General features: G+C 46.8%; 1 protein-coding gene. It reads right to left on the reverse strand.

The features are described 5' to 3' along the window. Positions 1-119 precede the first annotated feature (119 nt). Positions 120-251: a universal stress protein gene (locus AC0L3J_RS38245; protein WP_473350595.1), complete on the reverse strand. Its 132-nt coding sequence runs from the start codon at positions 249-251 to the stop codon at positions 120-122. Position 252 lies beyond the last annotated feature (1 nt).

Genomic DNA, 252 nt, shown 5'->3' on the forward strand with positions numbered 1-252 from the left:
CCCAGCATAAGAAATCTGATATAAAAAACTGTGGCGTGTATGGTACGGATTAGAGGGGAAAATGTCAGCACATTTGCGAAATGAATCAAAAAGCCCGCAGCAATGTGCGGGCGTTAGTGTCAGCGCACAACCAGCACGGAGCACTCTGCGTGACGCACTACAGCTGCGGCGTTGGAACCGAGCAGATAAGTGGTGATATCCGGTCGATGGGAAGCAATGATGATCAATAATATTTTAAGGAATATCTTCATG

The organism is Bradyrhizobium sp. Kon37 (assembly GCF_055807535.1).

Coding starts and splice junctions, on each gene's coding strand:
- AC0L3J_RS38245 (WP_473350595.1), bottom strand. CDS start 251: ATGAAGATATTCCTTAAAATATTATTGATCATCATTGCTTCCCATCGA.